15 protein-coding genes are annotated in these 17,349 nt (G+C 62.5%); 9 read left to right on the top strand and 6 right to left on the bottom strand.

Annotated features, from left to right (window positions below; genetic code table 11):
• Window positions 1–407 precede the first annotated feature (407 nt).
• Window positions 408–1,079 (bottom strand): MarR family winged helix-turn-helix transcriptional regulator, encoded by a 672-nt coding sequence (locus AB8B20_RS28655; protein ID WP_439070577.1) that lies wholly within the window; start codon window positions 1,077–1,079, stop codon window positions 408–410.
• Window positions 1,080–1,266: 187 nt separating this feature from the next.
• Between AB8B20_RS28655 and AB8B20_RS28660 the strand changes: the two genes are divergently transcribed.
• The gene (locus AB8B20_RS28660) at window positions 1,267–2,775 is read left to right on the top strand and encodes a 4-hydroxyphenylacetate 3-hydroxylase family protein (RefSeq protein WP_439070578.1); all 1,509 of its coding nucleotides are present in this window, start codon (window positions 1,267–1,269) and stop codon (window positions 2,773–2,775) included.
• A 245-nt stretch (window positions 2,776–3,020) separates the two neighbouring features.
• Here AB8B20_RS28660 and AB8B20_RS28665 read toward each other — a convergent pair whose 3' ends face one another.
• Both AB8B20_RS28665 and AB8B20_RS28670 read right to left on the bottom strand, forming a co-directional pair.
• Window positions 3,021–4,220 (bottom strand): amidohydrolase family protein, encoded by a 1,200-nt coding sequence (locus tag AB8B20_RS28665; RefSeq protein ID WP_439070579.1) that lies wholly within the window; start codon window positions 4,218–4,220, stop codon window positions 3,021–3,023.
• A 48-nt stretch (window positions 4,221–4,268) separates the two neighbouring features.
• Window positions 4,269–4,850 (bottom strand): amino acid synthesis family protein, encoded by a 582-nt coding sequence (locus tag AB8B20_RS28670; protein ID WP_231077768.1) that lies wholly within the window; start codon window positions 4,848–4,850, stop codon window positions 4,269–4,271.
• 143 nt (window positions 4,851–4,993) lie between these two features.
• On the opposite strand from AB8B20_RS28670, the gene AB8B20_RS28675 reads away from it, so the two are divergent.
• The 3 genes from AB8B20_RS28675 (at window position 4,994) to AB8B20_RS28685 (ending at window position 8,568) form a co-directional block, all read left to right on the top strand.
• Complete coding sequence (locus AB8B20_RS28675; protein ID WP_439070580.1) at window positions 4,994–5,686, top strand: MarR family winged helix-turn-helix transcriptional regulator; 693 nt, start codon at window positions 4,994–4,996, stop codon at window positions 5,684–5,686.
• 127 nt (window positions 5,687–5,813) lie between these two features.
• Window positions 5,814–6,995, top strand: coding sequence for an HlyD family efflux transporter periplasmic adaptor subunit (locus tag AB8B20_RS28680; RefSeq protein WP_439070581.1), 1,182 nt, complete (start codon window positions 5,814–5,816; stop codon window positions 6,993–6,995).
• Window positions 6,982–8,568 carry an MFS transporter gene (locus AB8B20_RS28685; protein WP_089268035.1) on the top strand — a complete coding sequence of 529 codons (1,587 nt, stop codon included), beginning with the start codon at window positions 6,982–6,984 and terminating at the stop codon, window positions 8,566–8,568. The genes AB8B20_RS28680 and AB8B20_RS28685 overlap by 14 nt, the downstream gene beginning before the upstream one ends.
• A 918-nt stretch (window positions 8,569–9,486) precedes the next feature.
• Here AB8B20_RS28685 and AB8B20_RS28690 read toward each other — a convergent pair.
• Both AB8B20_RS28690 and AB8B20_RS28695 read right to left on the bottom strand, forming a co-directional pair.
• Window positions 9,487–10,305: a DUF2927 domain-containing protein gene (locus AB8B20_RS28690; RefSeq protein ID WP_089268029.1), complete on the bottom strand. Its 819-nt coding sequence runs from the start codon at window positions 10,303–10,305 to the stop codon at window positions 9,487–9,489.
• Between the two features lie 105 nt (window positions 10,306–10,410).
• Window positions 10,411–11,025 carry a L,D-transpeptidase gene (locus AB8B20_RS28695; RefSeq protein WP_081422064.1) on the bottom strand — a complete coding sequence of 205 codons (615 nt, stop codon included), beginning with the start codon at window positions 11,023–11,025 and terminating at the stop codon, window positions 10,411–10,413.
• 239 nt (window positions 11,026–11,264) lie between these two features.
• On the opposite strand from AB8B20_RS28695, the gene AB8B20_RS28700 reads away from it, so the two are divergent.
• From AB8B20_RS28700 to AB8B20_RS28710, 3 genes are all read left to right on the top strand, one after another.
• Window positions 11,265–12,806 carry an acetolactate synthase large subunit gene (locus AB8B20_RS28700; RefSeq protein ID WP_089268028.1) on the top strand — a complete coding sequence of 514 codons (1,542 nt, stop codon included), beginning with the start codon at window positions 11,265–11,267 and terminating at the stop codon, window positions 12,804–12,806.
• Window positions 12,807–13,080: 274 nt separating this feature from the next.
• On the top strand, window positions 13,081–13,299 hold the full coding sequence (locus AB8B20_RS28705; protein WP_120288809.1) for a hypothetical protein: 219 nt from the start codon (window positions 13,081–13,083) through the stop codon (window positions 13,297–13,299).
• A 17-nt stretch (window positions 13,300–13,316) separates the two neighbouring features.
• Entirely contained in the window at window positions 13,317–13,526 is a 210-nt protein-coding gene (locus AB8B20_RS28710; RefSeq protein WP_139285955.1) for a hypothetical protein, read from the top strand.
• Between the two features lie 16 nt (window positions 13,527–13,542).
• Here AB8B20_RS28710 and AB8B20_RS28715 read toward each other — a convergent pair whose 3' ends face one another.
• A complete protein-coding gene (locus tag AB8B20_RS28715) occupies window positions 13,543–14,421 on the bottom strand; it encodes an AraC family transcriptional regulator (protein WP_210291527.1) in 879 nt (292 codons plus the stop codon).
• Window positions 14,422–14,665: 244 nt separating this feature from the next.
• Between AB8B20_RS28715 and AB8B20_RS28720 the strand changes: the two genes are divergently transcribed.
• On the top strand, window positions 14,666–15,595 hold the full coding sequence (locus tag AB8B20_RS28720) for a 2-hydroxyacid dehydrogenase (RefSeq protein WP_439070582.1): 930 nt from the start codon (window positions 14,666–14,668) through the stop codon (window positions 15,593–15,595).
• A 161-nt stretch (window positions 15,596–15,756) separates the two neighbouring features.
• Entirely contained in the window at window positions 15,757–17,343 is a 1,587-nt protein-coding gene (locus AB8B20_RS28725; RefSeq protein ID WP_439070583.1) for an ABC transporter substrate-binding protein, read from the top strand.
• Window positions 17,344–17,349: the final 6 nt, after the last annotated feature.

Genomic DNA, 17,349 nt, shown 5'->3' on the forward strand with positions numbered 1-17,349 from the left:
CGCAGCATAATCCAGATAAAGATTTCTATGCACGCCATGTGCCATCGCCGGCTGTGACAGCGGAATGACAGCGTTGGTCGGATCGTCCAATAAATTTCAGGCTTTGACAATCGTCATTCTGAGTATCTTTATAAAATAGTTCTCTTAAGAAGCTAATTTATGCGGCAGTGCGGCCCGGAAATGCAGCAATTCGAAGCTGGCGGGAATGCGCGCAATTGCCTGTTTCACGGGTGTTTGGTGGTTGCGGGCGCGTCGCGGCTGATTCCCGTGTCGCCCCTGGGCGGGCAGGGGCTGCGCGCACGCGCGCCGTTTTGTCGCAGCAATGGCGACGCGGGCTATGGCTGTCCCCGGGGCCTTGGCCGGGCGCAACCGCTGGTCCTGGCGCGTGCCCGATTACAAGGCCGGATTCAGCCCTTGCGCGGCTTGCCGCGCTTGGCGAGGGCGATCGATTGGGCCTCGGGCGAGAGCTGCTTCACATTGGTGTCGGCCAGATAACGCTGCAATGCAATGGCGCGGTCGCTGGAATCGACCAGCCGCTGCACCATGTCCAGCAATTGGTGGAATTCCCGGGTGCCGAGGCAACCGAACTGCACGTCGTTCACCTGCGCCTGAGTCGGCGCGAGCCGCTCCAGCAATTCGGCGCCATGCGGCGTCACCACGAGCCTGATGCGGCGGCGGTCGCCGGTGTGCGAGGTCTTGGTGATCAGCCCTTTGGTTTCGAGCTTGTTGGTCACCGTGGTGACGAAGGCGCCGCTCAGATGCAGGTGATCGGCGACGGCGCGCACATGGACGTCGCCTTGCGCCGACAGATGCCGGATCGAAATCAAGGTCGTGTATTCGATGCCGGCGAGGCCGATGACGGCGGCGTGACCTTCGCGCAAGGTCTGATGGCGGACCAGAAAGCCGAACAGGCTGTGGACGAGGCGGCGGAACTGGGCATCCGAACCGTCCACCAGCAGCTCCGGACGGGAGACCGTCAATGCGGCGCGGGACGCCGGCCGGCCTGTGGCAGGCTTCTTGCTGATCTCCTTGCCAACTGATTTGCCGATCGAAGTGGAGCGCGCTGCGGATTTGGCCACGTGATGATCCCATGTATCAAAACTTGCCCGAGCTTGGCGGCTTCGCGCGGTAATTGCAATCACGACGAACGATGCAAGTGTGCGAATGCCACAGGTCCGCTTGACAACGGATTCAAAATAGCTTCGGATGATAGCTATTAATAGTGATGACCGGCGCGCGGCCGGCAGCAGGTGACGGAGAAAAGTGATGAACAAGGCATTTGGATCCGGGGCGGCAGTTGCCGGCGTCAAGACTGGCGCCGAGCATGTCGCCGCTGTGCGCGACGGCCGTGCGGTCTATCTCGACGGCAAGAAGGTCGACGACGTCTCGACCCATCCGGCCTATCGCCATGCGGTCGCCTCGGCCGGCGCGCTGTATGACTATCAGGCCGACCCCGCCAATATCGAACGCATGACCTTCGATATCGGAGGCGGCCGCCGGGTCAATCGCGCCTGGCAACTGCCGACCAGCTACGCGGAACTGGTCGAGCGTCGCAAGGCGCTGGTGGAATGGGCCGAACTGTCCGGCGGCTTCCTCGGCCGCTCGCCCGATCATGTCGCCTCATCCATGTCCGGCATGATGATGGGCATCGAGGTGTTCGACAGTTACGACCCGAAACGCGCACAGGCGTTCCGCGATTGGTACGACTACGCGCGCAAGAGCGACCTGTTCCTGACCTATGTGATCAACAACGTGCAGGGCGATCGCTCCAAGGCGTTCGGCGATCAGGGCAAGAATGCGCAGGACATGGTGGCGCGCATTGTCGACGAGGATGCGTCGGGTATCACCATCCGCGGCGCCAAACTGTTCGCCACGTCAGCCATCATGGCCAACGAGATCTTCGTCGGCTCCGGCCAGCCGCTGCGGCCGGGCGAGGAGCATCTGGCGTTTTCCTGCGCGCTGCCGATGGGCACCAAGGGCCTCAAGATGCTGTCGCGGAAATCGTTCGAGGCCCATGCGCCAAACGAATACGACAATCCGCTGGCCTATCGCTATGACGAGAACGACGCGCTGGTGTTCTTCGACGACGTGAAAGTGCCGTGGGAGCGCGTGTTCCTGCTGCGCAACACCGATATGTGCCGCGCCCAGCTCCATGACACACCGGCCCATGTCTATCAGAACTATCAGGCGCAGATCCGCTTGTCGGTAAAGCTGCGTTTCCTGGTCGGCCTCGCGCGCGGCATCGCCAAGACCATCGGCACCATCAATTTCCCGCCCGTGGTCGATACGCTTGGCAAGCTGGCCTCGCAGGCGGCGCTGATCGAGGGCATGGTGCTCGGCATGGAAGCCGGCGGCGCGATGCGCGGCGACTACTTTCTGCCCAACAGGCATCTGCTCTATGCGGCGCAGGTGCAGTCGCAGGAGATGTATGGCCAGATCATCGCGACTATCCGCGAGCTCGCCGGCGGCGCGCTGTTGATGCTGCCGTCCTCGGTGGATGATTTCAGCAATCCGGAGATCGCTGATATTATTGGGCTGACCCAGATCTCGCCGGCGATGTCGGGCCAGGACCGCGTCAAGCTGTTGAAGCTGACCTGGGACGCCGTCGGCTCCGAATTCGCCTCGCGCCATCTGCAATATGAGATGTTCTATGCCGGCGCCCAGTTTGTCACCCGCGGCCACAGCTATCGCACCTATGACTGGGAGCGCGCGGCGGGCATGGCGGAGAAGATGACGGCGAAATATGATCTGCCGGAGTTCAAGGACAGCAACTAAAGCGCAGTCGCTTCCTTAACCTCTCCCCGTCCTTTACGGGGAGAGGTCGCCGCGTCTTCGCGGCGGGTGAGGGGCCATTCTCGGTGTTCAATGCAAGCGCAGTGTGTGCAGTTCGGAGAACGTGCCGATCTGCGAGGGATTAATTGCGGCGAGTCTTGTGCCCTGCCCCTCACCCCACCCCTCTCCCTGTGCAGAACGGGGAGAGGGAGCTTGCAGCGCTTGTCGCGACTCCAGCGTAAATCCAATCAATGCGCCGCAGCGCCAGAGAAATCCCGCGGCAATCTCGTCTCCGCCACGCGCACATTACGCATCCCCGCTGGCGTGTTCCGGCTGCGGCCGACGAAGCGCGGCACGCCGTCGGTGATCACGGCGCTCACCGCCGGCACGTCGCCATTACGGAGCGCCGACAGCGCATTGTCCTGCGAGCCGCCGGCACAGGCGTCGATCAGCACCACGTCGGCATCCTTGCCGGGTTTCAGGAACCCACTGTTGAGCCGGTAGACCGTTGCATTGTTCCCCGTCGCCGCGGCGATCGCCTGTTCCGGCGGCATGCCGCCGAGACTCGCCAGATGGCTGATGGTGTAGAACATGCCGAGCGGCATGATCCCGCTGCCGGTCGGCGTATCCGTCGCGATCAGCAGCCGCTCTGGCTGTTTGGCCTCGTCGAGCAGCTTCGCCGTCAGCAGGGCGGTGCGCAGATTGCCGGCGGTGCAGAGCTGCAGCGCGATGTCGCTCTCATTGACGAGCCGCGCGAAGCCGGCTTCCGGCATCGCCACCGGTCCGCCATTGACGTGGAACGAGACGCTTGGATTGGACTTCAGTACATGTTCGGCCCAGATGCCCGATGAGCCGGGGATCGATGAACCGCCGGTATGCATGGTGGTGACCATGCCGAGCTTGCGTGCCGCCTGCATCAGCGGCGCATAGTCGAACGGTGTCTCGAAGGCGCCGAAGCCGGCCTTGGCGAGCCACAGACCCGCTTTGACCAGCTCTTCCAGATCGGCCTCTGTCAGTCCCGGCTCGAGGATAATCGAGCCGGCATGCACGCGCATGCCGCCGGGGCGATAGTCGAGGAAGCAGGCGCGGGCGGCCAGCGCCAGCGCCTTGACGCCCGCAGGATCCTTGGGACGTCCGGGCACGTGCACTTCCGATGCCGTGATCGACGTCGTCGTGCCGCCATGCACGTAGCTTTCGAGATAGCCGACCACGCGCTGCCGCGGCGTGTAATCGCCGAAGGTGATATGCACGTGGCTGTCGATCAGGCCGGGAATCGCCGTGGTGCCGGCGGCGTCGATCACCACATCGGCCGATGAGACCTGGTCCGATGACAGCGTGCCGATCGCGCTGATGCGGCCATCCTGCATCAGGATGCCGTCGCCGTCGGCGAACGGCGCCTTGAGATCACCGGTGACGATGGTGCCGATATTGACGATGGCCGTTTTCATACCCGTCTCCGCAATCTCAAGGCCGTCCAAGGCGCACAAAGCCGCAGCCTAGCGCAAGCCGTCCTTGCCGCCGATATCCCTCGCATTCAACCCGCCGACCCGCGCATTGAGCCGCCCACGATTGGCGAGACAGACGATCAGCGCGACTTCATCGGCGGCCGGCGCATCGGGTGGCAGCGTCACCGAGACGCCGTCGTAATGCGAGCGGACGTAGAGCGCGTCCTTGTGCGCCAGGGGAACGTCGATCAGGCAGCCGGGAGCGGCGAGCTTGGTGAAAGAGGGGATCCACGCTTCGGCGCCGCCCACGGCCTCGCGCAGCGGCGTGGCGAAAGTCGTGGTCAGCATCGCATTGGCATGTTCGAGTTCGCCGCCGAGGCCGACGACGCCGCCCTTGCCGTAGCTCTCGACCTTGTATGATCCCATCGCCTCGACGGCGAGCTTGGCCAGCACGGCGCCGACATCGACACTGGCGGCAATTGCCTCGGAGAGGTCTTCGACATAGCGTCCGGCATAGGGATTGGCGACGATGGCCACGGCGGCGACGCGGCGCAGCGGCTGCTCGTGCCGGTGGCCGGCCTCGACCTCCTTGTGGTCGGTGAAGCAGAGCAGGCGCCTGATATCGAGTTTCATGATGTTCTCCCGTCAGATTTGGCGCCGATCCTGACCCAGTAAATGCATTTGATCAATAGCTTCGTTAAGAAGGTATGCAGAATCGCTTGACGAAGCAGGGGGCGCCAGCCAATCCTGTAGCGGATCGTTCACTGGGAAGCGGTATGTCTCGTTCCAAGGTTGCGCCGCTCTCCAAGACGCCGGCACTGCGTAAATCCGAAAAGGCCGCGGCCAAGCCCGCGGTGAAGACGGGAGCCAAAACCGCGCTCAAGGCGAAACTTCCGGCCCCGGCGCTGACCACGTCGCGCAAGGCGCTGCTGGTCGATGGCTCCGATCATGCATTCCGGCAACTCGTACACACATTGCTGGCGTTCCTCGCGCGTCACGAGACCGTGCGTGAGGGGCATGCCGCCGCGATCGGCCTGGCGGGGATCGAATACACTGTGCTGATCTCGGTCAAATATCTGGCCGCCGAAGGCGATGTCAGCGTGCGCGAACTCGCAGCGCATCTGCATCTCAGCGGCGCTTTCGTCACCACGGTGTCCAACAAGCTGCAGCAGATGGGATTGCTCGACAAGCTCGTGGATCCCGCCGATCGCAGGCGCCTGCGTCTCATGGTGACGCAGGCCGGCGATGCGCTGCTGGCAAGCCTCAATCTCACGCAGCGTCAGGTCAATGACGTACAGTTCGATTGTCTCAACGCGGACGAATTTCATCAATTGCTGGGGAGCGTCGAGCGACTCGTCGAATCCAGCGAGCGCGCCATTGCGCTGCAACGCTATCTGCAGCCGCGCGGTCCGGATACTCCGGCGCCATCTCAGGGCGGCGACAAACCGGCACGCCGCAAAAAGATATAAAATCTGCGGTCTTTGGTACGAATCGAACCCGAATGCTGCGGCACCGGTATGGATTGCCGATATCGGGCGATTGAATCGGGTGCGACGACATGAGACATAATGTCACTCAGGTCGCTGCGAGGAAGACATGTCCCAGCTTGATGCATCCCCAACGCCGCAACCGGCGCCGTCACAACCTGTTGCGCCGACACCGGCACAACCGGTTGCGCAACCGCCCGCACAGCCTGCGGCGTTGACGCCAGCACAGCAGGCGTGGCGTCGTCTTGCGATTCCGCTGCTGGCCGTTGCTGCCGCGGTTGTCTTCATCGTTCTGGCCACCACCCGCTGGGACATCTGGATGGGCAACCGCGCGGTGCAAACCACCAACGATGCCTATATCCGCGCGCAGACAACGCGGCTGTCGAGCCGCGTGGCCGGTGCCGTGAAAGCCGTGCCGGTGAACGACTTCCAGCACGTCAAAGCCGGCGATCTGCTGATCCAGATCGATCCCGCGGATTACGAGGCGCAGGTAGCGCAGGCCGAGGCGGGCGTGGCCGGTGCGCAGGCGGCGCTGGACAATCTCGCCAACCAGGTCGAGCTGCAATATGCCACCATCGCGCAGGCCGAGGCGCAGCGTGTGTCTGCGCAGGCGATGGAAGTGCAGGCGCAGCAGGAGCGGGAACGTCAGGCTTCGCTGACGCAGACCGAAGCCGGCACGCGGCAGCGCTTCGAACAGGCGACTGCCGCCTATGCCAAGGCACAGGCCGACGTGAAGGCAAGCGGCGCGGTGATCGCCGCCCAGAAGCATCAGCTCGAAGTGCTTGCCGGCACGCGCAAGCAGCGCGCCGCCGATCTGCTCGGCGCCAAGGCGACGCTCGATGCTGCCAGGCTACGCCTCGGTTATACGAAGATCGTGGCGCCCTTCGATGGCGTGGTCAGCGAGCGTCAGGTGCAGCCGGGCGATTATGTCAATATCGGCTCCAGCCTGATCAGCATCGTGCCGCTGCCCGACGTCTATGTGATCGCCAATTTCAAGGAAACGCAGCTTACCCGCGTAAAGCCCGGCCAGCCTGTCGATATCGTGGTCGATACGTTCTCCGCGGAGACCCTGCGCGGGCGTGTCGAGCGCGTCTCGCCGGCGTCGGGATCGCAATTCGCCTTGCTGCCGCCGGATAACGCTACCGGCAATTTCACCAAGGTCGTGCAGCGCGTGCCGGTCCGCATCACGCTCGACAAGGGACAGCCGCTGCTCGACCGTTTACTGCCGGGCATGTCGGTAACCGCGAGCATCAACACCGACGCGCCGGCGGCCGGCAATGGCGGAAAGTAAGGTCATCGAAAGCGGCCCGGTCTCGACCGGGGGCGTTTCGCACCATCCGATCTTTGCGGTCGGCGCAGTGCTGCTCGGCGCGTTCCTCGCGAATTTCGATACGCGCATCTTCTCCATCGGCCTCGCCGATCTGCGCGGGGCGCTAGGGCTGAGTTTCGACGAAGGCGCGTGGCTCTCCACCGCCGGAACCGCGTCGCAGATCTTCATCGCGCCGGCGGTGGCCTGGATGGCCACCGTGTTCGGGCTGCGCCGCGTGCTCGGCATTCCTGCCCTGGTCTATGCGGCGATCTCGCTGGTGATCCCGCTGGTGCGCGACTACAATCTGCTGCTGGTGCTGAACATCGTGCACGGCATGCTGCTTGGCACCTTCGTGCCGGCAACGCTGCTGATCATCTTTCGTAATCTGCCGATGAAGTGGTGGCTACCGGCCATTGCGATCTATTCCATTCGCGTCGGCTTCTCGCTCAATTCCGGCACTGCACTGGTCGGCTTCTATGTCAGCCACATCGGCTGGCAATGGATGTTCTGGCAGGATGTCATCATCGCGCCGCTGCTCGCGCTGTTCGTCTGGCTCGGCACACCGCGCGAGCCGATCAATCGCTTCGTGCTGTGTGAGGCCGATTGGGGCGGCATGCTCTTGCTCGGCACCGGCATGGCCATGATCTATGCCGGGCTCGATCAGGGCAACCGGCTGGACTGGCTGGGTTCGGGTACGGTGGTGGCGCTGCTTGGCGGCGGCACGGTCCTGACCGTCGGCTTCTTCATCAATGAGTCGGTGGTCAAACGGCCATGGGCGCATGCCGAGGTGCTGCTGTCGCGCAATATCGGTCTCGCGCTGCTGACGATCATTCTCTACACCATGACCAGCCTGTCCAATTCATCGTTGGCGCCGAATTTTCTCACCAACATCGCGCTGTTGCGGCCGGAGCAGTCCGGCATGTTGTTTCTGCTCTATGCCGTCGTGCCGATGATCGTGCTGGTGCCGCTGTCGATCTGGCTCATTCGCTACTACGACGTGAAGCTGACGCTGATCATTGGCCTTGCGGCATTCGCCGCCGCCGCCCTCCTGGGCACGCAGCTCACCCATGAATGGGCGCTTGGCGACTTCATCCCGATGGTGATGTTGCAGTCGCTTGGGCAGAGCTTCACGCTGCTGCCCATCGTGATCATCGCACTGTCGAATTCCGATCCGTCGCGCGCCACCGCCTTTGCGGCCTATATCCAGGTCTTCCGACTCGGCGGCGCCGAGATCGGTATTGCGCTGATGGGCACCTGGCTGCGCGTGCGCGAGCAGATCCATTCGAATCTGCTCGGCCAGCATGTCGCCAGCGGCGATGCCGATGTCGTCGGCATTCTTGCCAAACTCACCGGCCGCTTCGCCAGCCATGGCGAGGGTCTCGCCCAAGCGCGCGGCATCGGGACGCTCGCAAGCCTCGTGCAGCGCGAAGCCAATACGCTGGCCTATATCGACGGCTTCTGGCTCACCTTCTGGTTCGCGATGGCAGCGCTGATCGTCGTGTCGCTGATCGGCAATGCGCCGAAGGGCCCGTTCACGCCGAAGCCGCGGGGGTGAGGGGGATCTCTCTCGTCATTCCCAGGCACACCAATTGGTGTGCCTGGGGGTCGGACTGAGCTCGGAATCTCGATCCAAGCTCGTCATTCCGGGGCGCATGAAAGCGGCGAAGCCGCTGCAATGCGAACCCGGAATCCCGACATGTTCAGCGCAAAACAGGTCGAGATTCCGGGCTCGGTCCCGTCGCCTCCGGCGCCGCTCCCGCCCCGGAATGACGGGGGTGGGGCGGCAAGACAGTGCCTAAACATTTTTTCCTATCTTCCGTTGACACCATCCCCATCAGGTTTATATTCTCCTCCGTCCCGCCCCACCGAGAGGGGCGATCGCGATCGTCACGTTCGCGGGGTGGGATGCGGTGGACGCCGGAGCTGCGGCGTCACGCGGTTCATGGGGGAACGTCTGTCTTCGGGCAGGACGGATCTGCGCCAGCACTGCCACTGGCAAGGAGACGTTTGGCCTTCGGATGGAAAGACTCCTGGACAGTGTGACGGACGACCAACTCGAAACGCGTTCGGCCTAGTCGCTTGAGGCTCCCTTCCCATCGCCTTGGGACTTTAATTCGCGATCGGAGCGTTCGTCGAGGCAAAGTGCAAGCAACCGAAAAAACACCGCAGGCGGAACGTCGGGCACTTGCTCGGCGCCTCCGAAAGTCCTGATGCACTCTAGATTGCGGAAGACCGCATTCGCATCAGGCCCAAGGGTGCAACGGGCACCCGGCGTTCCGCACGCGCTCTCACAAGGGGGCGGGAATGCAAGCAACGACGGCGCCCCCCGCGCCGCAAACAATGGGGGCGATGGCGCATGTCTGAAGGGTAGTGGCTGTTTGAAATTTGGATCAGCAATGACGCGCAGGCGTTCGTGGAATCCCCCGCCTGGCGAAGCTTCGCTTCGCGCGGGGGAGGGATAAGAGAAGCGCCGTTAATCCTGCAGCTCGTTCACCTTGCTCACCCAGATACGCACGTCAGTGAGCACCTGTGGCAGCACGTCCTTGACCTCCTGCACGGTCATGCCGGCCTTGATGCGGGGATCGTAGAGGATGTTGAGGATGTACTGGTCGTAGACGTCGAAGAAGCCCATCTGGACGTTGTCGTTGAACATCGTCCACGGCACCGTACTGGTATCGTTGATCGGGCCCAGCGACTGCAGCAATTCCTCATAGGCGCAGTCGAGAAAGACGAAGTCGCCATTGTCGACAGTGAGGATCACGTCGGAGCGTTCGATCTCAAAGGCCTCGTTCTTGCGGAAGCCGGACAGGCATTGCGGATCGAGGGAGTCGCGGATCTCGTTGGCCCGGTCGGTGCCATAGAAGGTCGAGATGGTGCGATAGAGATCGCGGTCGCGCACCAGCTTCACCAGTACATTGGCGTCGTCGCGGTTGTCCGCCATGGCGATGTTGAGATGCTGCACCCGGCGCGCGATATCGGTCACAACCTTGGCGATTTGAGCCTTGCGGTCGGCACGGCCCTCGGCGAAGACCCGCACCGGAAGCTCATATTTGCGGATGCGATCGACGCGGCCGGCGAGGTGATATTCGGCGCCAAAGGCGGTCTTGAAAAAACCGTCGATGATCTCGCTGTCGGTAAAGGTTTTCTTCTCGGTGCGCTGGCGCGCCGTAACGGCGGGCGGCTCGCTCGCACCGGCATAAGACGGCTGCGGCACGAAGGCGGTCAAAGACGCTAGCGCCAGCAGCGCGGCAATCGTCCGGACGATGAATCGATCTGGTGTCGGGGCGGGCATTATTACTCAAGTTCTCGCAATGCGCGTATTTGCGCAAGCGTTCAGTGCCGCCCCCGCGGACAATTCGAAGGCTTCCCGCAGGAAGCCTTCGTTCTCAGGTCAAGCTCAGTTCTTGACGATGACCGTCGCGCCGACCGAGACGCGGTTATAGAGATCGGTGACATCGTCATTGGTCATGCGGAAGCAGCCCGAGGACACGGCTTGCCCGATGGTCTCCGGCTCGTTGGAGCCGTGGATGCGGTACAGCGTCGAGCCGAGATACATGGCGCGGGCGCCGAGTGGGTTGTCGATGCCGCCGGGCATGTGGCGGGGCAGGTCGGGGCGGCGGGCGAGCATCTGGGCCGGCGGGGTCCAGCTCGGCCATTCTTTCTTGGCGGTGACGCGGTGGACGCCGCCCCAGCGGAAGCCATCGCGGCCGACGCCGATGCCGTAGCGCAGCGCCTGGCCGCCCGGCTGCACCAGATAGAGCCGGCGCTCGGCGGTGTTCACAACGATGGTCCCCGGGGCGTAATTGCTGTGGAAGCCGACGGTCTGGCGCTGGATCGGGCCGGAGCTGTTGCCGCCGCCATTGCCGAAATTGGAGAAGAAGTTGGAGAGCGACGGGCCGTCGTCGACCTCGAAGTCCTGTGCCGGCGGCTGGTTGCGAACGCGTGCATCGGCAGGAAACGCAATTGTGGTGAACGCGGCTGCGGCAAAAAAGAGAGCAAAAAGGCGCTTCATCATGGTCCTCGCCAGAAAAAATTGAGGCCCAAGACAGGCCATAAATCGCCCCGATCCGCAACCCACGGCCGTGTGAGGACAGCCCGGATGGAGCGATAATAACCGGCGTTCAGCCCGCCCCGCGGCCCTCACAACGAAGCCTTGCGTTCCGACCCTTTGACGGGCCCTCCGAACAATGGTTCATCAGCCCCCGAGATCAAGAAACCGAGATACGACCCTGAATCAAACGGAGTGAGACGATGAACGGTGCGGAAAGCCTGGTGCGGACATTGGTGGCGGGCAATGTGGATGTCTGCTTTGCCAATCCGGGAACGTCGGAAATGCATTTCGTTGCGGCGCTCGACCGCGTCGAAGGCATGCGCTGCGTGCTCGGCCTGTTCGAAGGCGTCGTCACCGGCGCGGCGGATGGCTACTTCCGCATGAAGGGCACCCCGGCCTCGACGCTGCTGCATCTCGGTCCCGGCCTCGCCAATGGCCTTGCCAACCTGCACAATGCCAAGAAGGCCAACTCGGGCATCGTCAACATCGTCGGCCAGCATGCCGTCTATCACATCGAATACAACGCGCCGCTGACCTCGGACATCGAGGGCCTCGCCCGTCCGATGTCGCAGTGGGTGCACACCTCGCCGGATTCCAAGTCGGTGGCCAAGGACGGCGCCGCAGCAATTGCCGCCGCCAAGGATCGCCAGATCGCGACGCTGATCCTGCCCGCTGACACCGCATGGGGCGCGGCTGATGGTGTGGCGCCGGTGCCGGCCGAGAAGCAGAGCGCCGGCTATTCGGCACAGGCCGTCGAGACCGCCGCCAGGATCATGAAGGACGGTGGCGCCTCGACACTGCTGCTGATGACTGGCCAGGGGCTGACCGAGAAGGGCCTGGCGCTGGCCGAGCAGATCGCCGGCAAGACCGGCTGCAAGGTGATGGGCCAGACCTACAATCCGCGCATGGCACGCGGCCGCGGCCGCTTCTCCATCGATCGCATTCCTTATGTGATCGAAGCCGCGCTTCCGCTGCTGAAGGACTTCAAGAACATCGTGCTGGTGGAAGCCAACGATCCCGTCGCATTCTTCGCCTATCCGAACAAGCCGAGCATGCTGAAGCCGGAAGGCTGCGAAGTGCATCGCATCACCGCAGGCGGCGAGAACTCGATCGCTGCGCTGGAAGCGCTGGCCGGCGCGCTCGGTGCCAAGCCGTCGGATGTGAAGCCGCAGAAGCTCGCCGAACTGGTGAAGCCGACCGGCGCGCTGAACCACACCACGATTGCGCAGGCGATTGCCTATGCGATCCCGGAAAACGCCATCATGGTCGATGAGTCGCTGACCACCGGCCGCGGCTTCTTCCCGCCGACCGCAGCGGCTGCGCCGCATGACTGGCTGCAGAACATGGGTGGCTCGATCGGCTTCTCGACCCCGGTCGCCACCGGCGCCGCGGTGGCCTGCCCGGACCGCAAGGTGATCTGCATGGTCGGTGACGGCAGCGCGATGTACACGCTGCAGTCGCTGTGGACCCAGGCCCGCGAAGAGCTCGACATCACCACCATCGTGTTCGCCAACCGCAAGTATCAAATCCTGCTCGGTGAATTCGCCGGCGTCGATGCCGGCGAGCCCGGCCAGCGCGCCCTCGATATGCTCAACCTCGACCGTCCGACGCTCGACTGGGTGTCGCTCGCCAAGGGCATGGGCGTCCCCGGCGTTTCGGTGTCCAACGTCGACGACTTCAACAAGGCGCTCGCCAACGCGATCGCTGCGAAAGGTCCGAAGCTGATCGAAGTGGTGATGTAAGCCCGCTGACAAATACCCCGCTACCAAGCGGGGTGCCTGCCAAACAGAGAAAGGCTCCGGATCACTCCGGAGCCTTTTCAGTAGTGTTCCCTGCTGGCGAAACGATATCAATTGAAACACGTTCCGATTTTTCGGCGCAACTCCACGCAGCGCTTTCTCCGGCAGGGATTGTGCTCTGCAACCTGCGCGCATCGGGAACAATAGTTGTGAACATCGCGTTGCAAAGGGACAGCTACCGTACAGACAAGTTATTTCAGCGCACTCATAAGATCAGATGGCAAAAAATCGTTGGGACGAGGAACAGATTGAAATTTTGAAAGGGCTTATCGCGCGTAAAGTATCGCTGGCCAGAGCCGCAGTGATCATGAAACGACCGCAGAGTTCCGTTCAGATCCAGGCACGCCGGCTCGGAGCACCATTCCCCGGTGTTCGAGCGACTAAAGCGCGGTTGAAGGCCCAAATCGATGAAGCCGAGAAGAAAGCGTTGCGGTGAAAAGCGCGATTGAGCTTGTGGTTGCCGCCTATGTCGATACGAACCAGCTAAGTGCGTTGCAAGATCTCAAGGTGCATCGCGAAACGCTGGCGGCGTCCGTCCGCAACAGAATGGACTTCAATTTCGGCGTACTGCTCGGGCAGCTCGACGACGACATCCGCGAAATCGAAGCCGGTATTCGCCGATTGCGTGCTTCGATGGAAGCGCGGCCAGCGGTCGAGTCCTAAGCTCGGTGCGCGTCGGTTACGTTGCCAAGTCCTCCGTCTGTTCGCTCCAGCGCAGATAGTCGCGTGGTGAAATCCCCATCGAGCGACGGAACATGGCGCTGAAGGCACTTGGACTATCATAGCCAAGATCGAGCGCCACATTGGTCACCGGCTCGCGCATGGTCAGGCGCGACAGCGCTTCCATCAATCGCACCTGCTGGCGCCATTCGGCGAAGCTCATGCCGGTCTCGCGGCGAAATAGCCGTGTCAGCGTCCGTCGGCCGAGGCCGCCGATCTGCGACCAGGATTCCAGATCCTGATTGTTGCCGGGCTCGCGCAGGATCGCTTCACAGATACGCGCGAGGCGGCGATCCTGCGGCATCGGCGCACGCAGCGGCACGGCCGGCATGCGGCCGATTTCCGCGAGCATCAAATTCATGATCTGCCCTTCGCGGCCATCCATGTCGTATTCGGTCGGGAAAGTGACGGCCTCGTTGAGCAGCGCGCGTACCAGCGACGACACTTCCATCAACTGACACGAGGTCGGCAGGCCGATCGTCGCGTCGGGTTCGACATAGAGCGTACGCAGCTGCACGGTGCCCCAGCAGCGGCTTTGATGGACAACGCCGGGCGGGATCCACAGCGCGTGCTGCGGCGATACGGTCCAGCTGCCGGTCTCGGTGATCACGGTCATGACCCCGGTCAGGCCGTGCAGAAATTGCGCGCGACGGTGGCTGTGCCGCACGCCAACGCCGCCCGAGGAGAATTCGGCGGCCATCGCAACCACCGGGCGTTGTGCACCCTGGAGTGCATCGGCGCGGCGGCCGCTGGCCTCGAAGCCGGAAAAACTCACCATGGCCGGCGGCGCGACGCGCTGGCGCGGCGTGTTGCACGAAATTGAAGAGATATGGCCCATACGCGACAAATCCTGACCCTGTGAAGACGGAGATGATGCGCCGACATCGTACCCTAGGATAGAGGTTTTGGGCGCATCGTTCCCAACGTTGCCATTCTCAAAGCAGGCTTCATGCCACTAGCGCGTTTTCCAGCGAAGTGGGTACCGGTTCGCGTTAAGAAAACACGTAAAACAACAATCCTGAGCCCCGTTCCGATTCAATTGGAACGGAAAAGGCTCGGGCAGAAACAAACGCAGGAATTCGATGACCCGCATTACTCTCATGACGACCCTGTCCAACACCATGGGCTTTCTGGAGGACCACCTGAAGCGGGTGGTTCCCGGCGCGGTCGTGACCACTTGGCCGGAGCAGGGCGCGCTGGACGGGGAGGTTGTGGTCTGCTGGAAACCACCCGCGGGCGTGATGGCGGCCATGCCGAACTTGCGGCTGATCCATTCGATTGCGGCTGGTGTGGACAATGTGTTGTCCGACACGGCACTGCCGGACCTGCCGCTGTGCCGGATCGTGGATCCGTTGCTGGGCAAGGCGATGGCTGAATATGTGCTCTGGGGCACGCTGTATTTTCACCGCGAGTTTGATCGTGTCTCCGCCAATGCCCGCAACGGCCACTGGCATCGCTACGATCAGGTCGCTGCCGCCGACAAGCGCGTCGGTATCCTCGGTCTCGGCACCCTCGGAATCCTGGCTGCCACGCTGCTGAAATCGGTCGGCTACAAGGTCTCCGGCTGGTCGCGCTCCGCAAAACAGGTCGAGGGTGTGGACGTCTTCGCCGGCGACGCCGCGCTCGACGATTTCCTGGCGCAGACCGACATCCTGGTCTGTCTGCTGCCGCTAACGCAGAGCACGGTGGGAATTCTGAATGCTGACCGCTTCGCCCGCCTGCCGAAAGGGGCGGCGCTTATTCTCTGCAGCCGTGGCGAGCATCTGAACGTTCCAGACCTCGTCGCCGCATTGCGATCGGGCCATCTGCGCGGCGCAATTCTTGATGTGTTCGACAAAGAGCCGCTGCAGCCTGACAATCCGCTCTGGACGGAGCCGGGTATTCTGGTGACGCCGCACATGGCCGGATTGGCCAAACCGCGCGTCATTGCCGACCAGATTGCCGAGAATATCCGCCGTCTCAAGACTGGAGAGATTCTACTCAACCGCGTCGATCCGGCACTGGGATACTGAATGCCTGCTCATTCACGGAACATGCTCGGTTCTCGGACAACGCCGGCCCGATCGCGATGATGATCGGCCCGGCGACGGCGGCGGCTTGAATTTTGCAAGCTCATCCTTGCGCGTCAGTGCAACCCTGACGTTCAACCCTCTGTGTCCATCGGGAGAGCTGAATGAATCGACGTGAGTTTGCGAAATTGCTGGGTCTGAGCGCTACAGCGCTGTCAGGCATCCCGCTCGGCATTACCCGCGCCACGGGGCAGACCAGAGGCGGTACGCTCAATACGATCATTCAGCCCGAACCGCCGATCCTGGTCACGGCGATCAATCAGCAACAGCCGACCCTCACCGTCGGCGGCAAACTCTACGAGAGCCTGCTGCGTTACGATTTTGATCTCAAGCCGATTCCCGGCCTCGCCAAATCATGGGAGGTTTCGCCGGACGGGCTGACCTACACGTTCAAGCTGTTCCCGAACATCACGTTTCACGACGGCAAGCCGCTCACGTCGGAAGACGTGATCTTCACCATGACCAAGGTGCTGATGGAAACCCATGCGCGCGGTCGCGTGACATTTGCGCGCATCGCAAAAGCGGAAGCGCCGGATCCACTGACGGTGATCTTCACGCTGAAGTCGCCCTTCGCGCCGTTCCTGACGTCGCTGGATTGCACCACGGCGCCGATCCTGCCGAAGCACATCTATGAAGGTACCGACTATCGCAAGAACCCGGCCAATGCGCAGGCGATCGGCTGCGGTCCGTTCAAGCTCAAGGAATGGGTCAAGGGATCGCACATTCATTTTGTCCGGCACGAAGGTTATCATCGGCCGGGCGAGCCCTATCTCGACGAAATCATCTACCGCGCGATCCCCGATGGTGCGTCGCGTACCGTGGCGGTCGAGCAGGGCAAGGTGCAGCTGACGCAGTGGGGCGATATCGAATTCTTCGAGGTGCCGCGGCTGTCGAAATTGCCGAATTACGAGGTGTCCACCAAGGGCTACGAGTTCTTTGCGCCGCATCAATGGATCGAACTCAATAATCGCATCAAGCCGATGGACGACAAGCGTTTTCGTCAGGCCGTGATGCATGCGATCGACCGCAAGGCGATGCTGCAGCGAATCTATTTCGGGCTTGGCAAGCTGGCGACCGGCCCGATCTCGTCGAAGACACGGTTCTACGACAAGAACGTCAAGACCTATGACTACTCTGTCGATAAGGCGAAGGCGCTGCTCGACGAGATGGGGCTGAAGCCGGGTCCGGATGGCAAGCGCGTCACGCTGCGCTTTCTGATTTCGCCGGTCAGCGAGGCCAATACGCGGGCCGCCGAATTCCTGCGCCAGTCGCTCGGGCGCGTCGGCATCGATCTGCAGCTGCAGACCACCGATATCGCCGGCTGGGCACAAAAGTTCGCCGATTGGGATTACGATATGACCGCCAACCTGGTTTACCAGTTCGGCGATCCCGCGCTCGGTGTGGCGCGCACCTACATCTCGTCGAACATCAAGAAGGGCATCCTGTTCTCGAACACCGCCGGCTATTCCAATCCGGAAGTTGATCGCCTGTTCGAAGAAGCAGCTGTGGCGACATCCGATGACAAGCGGCAGGAGCTCTATAGCCAGGTCCAGAGAATTCTCGTTGAGGACGTTCCAGTGGTCTGGACGTTCGAGCAGGACTATCCGAACTTCATCGACAAGCGGCTGAAGAACGTGTTGTCGACGGCGATCGGGGTGCACGAGACGTTCGGGGCGGTGAGCTTCGGATGACGTTGA

Origin of the sequence: Tardiphaga sp. 866_E4_N1_4 (assembly GCF_052076075.1) — a bacterium.
GTDB lineage: Bacteria > Pseudomonadota > Alphaproteobacteria > Rhizobiales > Xanthobacteraceae > Tardiphaga > Tardiphaga robiniae.